The 6000-nt window shown below is 52.9% G+C and carries 5 protein-coding genes; all 5 read right to left on the bottom strand.

All coding sequences use genetic code 11. The features are described from left to right. Positions 1-130 precede the first annotated feature (130 nt). The 5 genes from H8711_RS05060 to H8711_RS05040 all read right to left on the bottom strand — a co-directional run bounded on the left by H8711_RS05060 (position 131) and on the right by H8711_RS05040 (position 5968). On the bottom strand, positions 131-805 hold the full coding sequence (locus H8711_RS05060) for an HAD family hydrolase (RefSeq protein WP_249282454.1): 675 nt from the start codon (positions 803-805) through the stop codon (positions 131-133). Positions 806-839: 34 nt separating this feature from the next. Continuing rightward, positions 840-1436 carry a TetR/AcrR family transcriptional regulator gene (locus tag H8711_RS05055; RefSeq protein WP_249282453.1) on the bottom strand — a complete coding sequence of 199 codons (597 nt, stop codon included), beginning with the start codon at positions 1434-1436 and terminating at the stop codon, positions 840-842. A 255-nt stretch (positions 1437-1691) separates the two neighbouring features. Beyond that, the gene (locus H8711_RS05050; protein WP_249282452.1) at positions 1692-2402 is read right to left on the bottom strand and encodes a hypothetical protein; all 711 of its coding nucleotides are present in this window, start codon (positions 2400-2402) and stop codon (positions 1692-1694) included. Positions 2403-2658: 256 nt separating this feature from the next. Next, complete coding sequence (locus H8711_RS05045) at positions 2659-3828, bottom strand: fimbrial biogenesis chaperone (RefSeq protein ID WP_249282451.1); 1170 nt, start codon at positions 3826-3828, stop codon at positions 2659-2661. Between the two features lie 1150 nt (positions 3829-4978). Then, a complete protein-coding gene (locus tag H8711_RS05040; protein ID WP_249282450.1) occupies positions 4979-5968 on the bottom strand; it encodes a DUF4349 domain-containing protein in 990 nt (329 codons plus the stop codon). Between the last annotated feature and the right edge of the window lie 32 nt (positions 5969-6000).

The following is a 6000-nucleotide window of genomic DNA, read 5'->3' as shown; positions in this document are numbered from 1 at the left end:
ATGGCCATCATCGCTTCCGCTGGCATCCTCCTCTCCCGCAAACGTAAATAATCCTTCCCTTCCCCTTCTTTTCTGCCAATCATTAAAAAGCACCGGAGTCCCTCGCCTCCGGTGCTTTTCTGTTCTTTTTTTAATCTGTCAGGAAACGTTCAAATCCAATAAAATCGCCCACCACCGCATCCACCTCGGGGCGGCCAGCGAACAGCTCACGCTTATGCTCCGGCTGAATGGCGATGATCCGGCCCGCACCTGCGCGGTAGGCCGACTGAATCCCGGATTCCGCATCCTCCGCCACCAGGCAGAGGCCCGGTTCCACGCCGATCCGCTGGGCCGCGCGCAGATAGATGTCCGGGTCCGGTTTGCCCCGAAGGGTGCCGTCGTCGTAGACCAGCTTGTCCAGATCGAACCAACGCCCGAGGTCAAAGGTGCGGATATAGAAATCGACGTTATTGCGTTCAGACGCAGTTGCAATGGTGTGCGGAATCCCCCGTTCGGCCAGCAGGTCGAGAAACGCGGGCAGACCGTCTGTAAGGTGGAGGGGCGCGGGGTCAGCCAGGCAAAATCCGCGGTAGATCTGCTCCTTCTGTTCAATCAGCTCAGCCACTTCGCCGTCAGAAAGGGGCTTTTGCAAAAAATATTCCATGATGAAGCGGTTGTTGCGCCCGTGCACATATAGCCGGAACTCCTCGTCGGTGATCTCATGCCGGCATACGCCGCGGATAAACTGCCGCCAGGCGCGCTCCTGCTTCTCCCCATCCAGGAACATCGTCCCATTAAAATCCAAAATAACGCCGCCGATCTTCAAAGCGGTTCCTCCCATCCTTATGTCGATGCTCCGGTTAATGGGTCACAATGTAGTTCCAGAATGCCCGCGCAAAGCATTCCACCGTCTCATCGACGACATCCTGATGCAGGAAGGGGCGCCCTTTGATGGTGCTGATGCCCTGGAAAAATACGGTGGCCAGATTGGCGACTACCTTGGGGTCGCAGCGCGCGGGGTCCTTACCCATCAATCGAACAATCTTGGCAAAGAACTCCTCCTGTACCTCCATATATATGTCCATCCGCTCCTGCGGAACATGCGCCGCGATCCGGTAGGTATCCTTCAGTTTTAAAAAAGAGAACACCTTTTTCTCATTGCGGATGCAGGCTTCGATGATATTCCAGATGCGCTGCTCCACCGGCAGATTGGTCTGCGCCATAAAGTAAGTCACCATCTCATAGAGGATCTCCTGGCGGTCCTGGAGCGCTTGCAACGCAAATTCTTCTTTGGAGGGGAACATCGTATAGAACAACCCGCGGGAGACGCCTGCACTGCGTACAATATCGTCCACACTCGTCTCCATATACCCGTTTTCACAAAACAAGGCGAGTCCATTCCGAAGCAACTGTCTGCGCAATTTTTCCCTGCCCGACTGTGTAAAAATCTTTGGCATCGAATCCCTCCATATTTTTGATTTATACTTTCACTAAATAGCTGTCTCTACCAAATTCGTATGCGATACACGGATAATCTCACAGCTATTTTCTTTGTATCAAGAACAGTTTCATTATATCCCATTCCTTCCCAGTATGCAAGAGCGCATTCCAATGCAATCCATATGTAATTTCTCGTTCTTTCCATTCTTTTGTGATATAACAAAAAACAGCCGGCGGAACTGTATCCGCCGGCCAGCCAAATTCTTTTTATTTTACTTTTTGCACAGGATCAGCAGACCGCATCCCACCGGCAGCAAGGCCGCCATTGCGGACAAAACGTCGGGCAGACCGGTATCGGGGTTTTGCTCCACATCGCCGCCGACTGTCGGTGCAGATTCCGCCGGGGTGGACGGCGTCTCCGGTTGCGACGGTTTGGCTTCCTCCGTGGGCTTTTGCACCGCATCAGACGCAGCAGCGGGGGCCACCTGGAAGTTCAGCTCGGTTTCGTCGTAATCGTCGATTCCACCGATAGTCGCCCCATTCTCCGGGGTTACGGTAACCGTGATTGTAACCCAAGCATTTTTGCCCGTTGTGTTCGATTTCGTAGTGACGGCAATGTACGCCGATTTGCGTCCCGAAGTGTCATTCTGAATGGCAAAGCGCACACTCTGCACCAAATCGCTGCCTTCAGACACCTTATATTTGAGTTTATAGTGTTCCAAATCCGCCATCTTTGTGGCATATGCAAATTTCATCTCGCCGTCGTCGTTCTCTGCACGAGTGGTCAAAGGCAGATAGAGCACCGATCCGGAGGGGACGGGGTCGGTACCCACGCTAGCGGACCGCATCTCTTCACGATTTTGATCGTAAAGGTGCAAATCGCTCCCCAGTTCTGAGATATCCTCTGTCTGTTTGGCCATCGCAACGGCGCTCATCCCCAATGTCAACACCGCCGCCATCAGCAATGCAATCAGTTTCTTCATCGTTTTTTCCTCCACATGGGCAAACTTGCCTCATCCGTTTTGAGCTTGTCACACTTCTGTCTCACTTCCGGCAGCGCTCTTCCACCGGCTGCATCATCCGTTTGGAAACATTATACCCTAAATTTATGAAGATCGCAACCGAGCGACCCCTATTTTCACTTCGTTCATAATCAATTTACAACTCAATTAAGCTGGAAAAGAGGGGCACCAAAGCGCCCCTCTTTTTCTACTGGTGATTTTAATGTCTGGTCTCAATTTATTTGGTGCGTTTTTTGAAGGAAGCCGCGCCGATCGCTGCGACCGAGACGACCGCCAGCGCCACCGCAACGCCTACGACGTCATTCGCACCGGTATCCGGGTTGCCAGTACCAGAGGTGCCGCCGCCATTTGTCGTGTTGTCATCGTCATCGTCGTCATCGTCGTTGCTCGCTGTCTTCAGCTTGGTATCAGAAACGACATAGTTACCCAGCTTGTTGGTCGAGATCACAAATTCCTGATTATAGGAATCATATTTCGCATCAACCGTGGTGATCTTGCCGTCCACGATCTCATACAGATAGGGGGCAACCATCTTGCCATCTTTGCCTTCAATTTCGTCGGCGGGGATATACAGCTTACCGGTGCGCTTGAAGGTCTTGTTGTTACCTTCAAAGGTGTGGAAATCGAGGGTTGCGTTCGGATATTTGTCCACGACCGCCTCGACCTCGTCATCGTTGTAGCGCAGGAACAGCTCTTTCTGGCCCTTCGCATTCACAACAAAGCGGATATCCACATCGGCGTCATTGAAGCTGATTTCGATGGGGTCGGAGTCGTCGATATCGTCAAAGTTGATCAGCGGTTTGTTTTCCGAAACCGAGATGTAGCTTTTCGCAGAGGTCTCATCGTAAGAGAAGGTATAATCGAATGCGAAGCTGTAATCCTCATCATCATTCACAAAGTATTTGCTGCTGCCGTAAATGTTGACGTCCATCTCCACATCAATGTCGTTGCTGGTGAAATTCTCGTTGATGGAAACAGCAATAAAGGTGAATTTATTGCTGGATACATTCTCGCCAAATACATTTGTATCAGCCAAAAGCTTGCCGTCAATCTTTTTAACCTCTTTCATGGAAAAGCTGACACCTTCGACCGCTTTGGAGCCTTCACTGATGCTGCGTCTCAGCTTAAAGTTGCTCAGCGCATTGACACTCGTGATATTATCCTTGCCGTTATTATACTTGTCATCTTTGTTCTTCACCAGGTAATAATAAGTTTTACCAGGTGTAGACGGATTTGTCACCGATGTTAACTCTTTGTCATCAGCATCATAGGTATACGCTCGATCGCCATCGACCACAATGTTTTGGGTCTTACTTGCCGCCATAGCGACGGTGGTCATGCCGAGGGCCATGGTCAGCGCCAAAATAGTCGCCAATACCTTTTTCATCGTTTTTACCTCCCATATAGAAATAGTTTATTATCGTACTATACCAAAGCCGGAAGCACCAGCAAACCTCCGCACCCTTAGTATATTACAACCGGAAATGATTGTCAACATTATTTTGACATTTTATTGTAACTAAATTGTAACTATATTTCCAGCCAATATCCCTTTCGCTTCTATTATACCAGACTATTCCTTTGGATTGTACCTAGATTATTGAGGATTTGTAAATTTTTCGTTCAGGTTTTTAAGCGAGAATTAGGCAACCAAACAACAGCTATACTCGAGGGGAATACATGCTCGCCGTCGGTTGACATCCCGCCTGAAATTGTGTATCATAGGTAAAGCAGCCTGCCACCATAAAGGCTGCGATTTGCCGCTATGGCGGAACTGGCAGACGCAAGGGACTTTAGTTTTAGAGCGCACAGGTGGGAAACCTCTGTGTGGATGCTGTCAAATTCGGTGAAACTCCCCCTACTGTAAAAGGGACAACGCCGAGCCAAGCCAAGTTTGGAAGGTGTAGAGACTATACGGCAGCCGCCTAACCCGGCCAGCGCCGGCAGGGCGAAGACATAGTCCGGGCTACAACAGCTATGTGCTGGCCTGAGCAATCAGGAGTAGTGGAGAAAATCCCTCGGTGGCAACATCGTACCGGTTCGATCCCGGTTAGCGGCACCAGCGGGTATGCACCCGCGAACGATTCACGCCCTTCGCTCTCTGCGAGGGGCGTTTCTCTTTGTCCCGCGGCCACGCCTTTTTGAATGCCGCACACCCCGCGCGGCGGGTATGCACCCGCGAGCGATTCGCGCCCTTCGCTCTCTGCGGGGGGCGTTTCTCTTTGTCCCGCGACCCCGCCTTTTTGAATGCCGCACACCCCGCGCGGCGGGTATGCACCCGCGGGCAATTCGCGCCCTTCGCTCTCTGCGAGGGGTGTTTCTCTTTGTCCCGCGGCCCCGCACTGTCCATTATCGCGCATTCCCAGCAGCGGGTATGCACCCGCGGGCAATTCGCGCCCTTCGCTCTCTGCGAGGGGCGTTTCTCTTTGTCCCGCGGCCCCGCACTGTCAATTATCACGCATCCCCAGCGGCGGGTATGCACCCGCGGGCAATTCACGCCCCTCACAACAGGTGAGGGGCGTTTTTGTCCGGATTTCTTACTGCTTCGGCTGCCCCAGATCCTCCGGCGGATTGCTCGGCGCGGAGGGCTTGCGGCGATTTTTTCGGGTGACAGCGCGCAGGATCAGCACCAGCACCAGGATGATGACCGCCACGATCAGCAGATAGGGCAGATTCACCACGAAGCCGACCGCAAAGTCCTTGCAGCCCTCTCCAATCTGGTACAGCGATTCGCTAAATCCGGTCTGCATACGGCTCCACACGGTCTTTTCCTCCACCGGCGTGACCCGTTCGACCTCATTGATGTCCAATGTCACGGTGCTGTAATCCACCTGATTGTCGTAAGTGCGCAGTTGGGATTCGTAGCTTTCCAACTGGTAGCGCACATCCGACAGGCGCTGCTCCAACGCGATGATATCCTCTACGGCCTCAGCCTTTTCGAGCAGGGCCAGCAGGCGCTCCTGTTCGATCAGCAGGGCTTTTTTGTGGCTATCCACATCGACATAATCCAGGGTGATATCCTCGACCGACTCCTGCCGTGTGGTGACATTGCCCAGCTCGCTCACAGTCTGGATAAAGCCGTCCACCTTATCCTTGGGGATGCGCGCGACCAGATGTGCATAGCGGGTTCCGCCGTGGCTGTAGCCCTTGCCGTTGTATCCGCTGCGGCCGCTCACCTCGCTCTGTTCCACATAACCGCCCAATGCAGAAATCTGCTCGTTGATTGAGCTGTTGAGCCCATCAAAATCCAATGTTTCCACCCCGAGATAGATCCGGCGGATCAGCTTGCGGGAGGGATCGGTGATCTGCTGCGCACCCTGGGCGGTGCTCATCACCCCGTCAGCATCCGCTGCCATGTCCATCTCCGCCACTTCACCCATTTCCGCCGCTGCGGCGGGTTCGGCCGCCGCACTCGAGACGCTGTAGGTATTGCTGTATTTGGCCGTGGAGGACGCTCCACACGCCGCAGTAACCAAGCCTGCGGCCAAAACCAAAACTACTGCTACAATTCTATAGGAATGTTTCATCGCTGTCGTCTCCTTCCTTTGCCAATGAATGG

Origin of the sequence: Ligaoa zhengdingensis, assembly GCF_014384885.1 — a bacterium.
Lineage (GTDB): Bacteria > Bacillota > Clostridia > Oscillospirales > Ruminococcaceae > Ligaoa > Ligaoa zhengdingensis.
Note: the sequence above shows the minus strand (reverse complement) of the source record. Positions and strands in the feature narration are given on the sequence as shown.

What these genes read in the sequence shown, in the direction of transcription:
- H8711_RS05045 (WP_249282451.1), bottom strand. Translation starts at nt 3,828, where the DNA reads ATGAAAAAGGTATTGGCGACTATTTTGGCGCTGACCATGGCCCTCGGC.
- H8711_RS05055 (WP_249282453.1), bottom strand. Translation starts at nt 1,436, where the DNA reads ATGCCAAAGATTTTTACACAGTCGGGCAGGGAAAAATTGCGCAGACAG.
- H8711_RS05040 (WP_249282450.1), bottom strand. Translation starts at nt 5,968, where the DNA reads ATGAAACATTCCTATAGAATTGTAGCAGTAGTTTTGGTTTTGGCCGCA.
- H8711_RS05050 (WP_249282452.1), bottom strand. Translation starts at nt 2,402, where the DNA reads ATGAAGAAACTGATTGCATTGCTGATGGCGGCGGTGTTGACATTGGGG.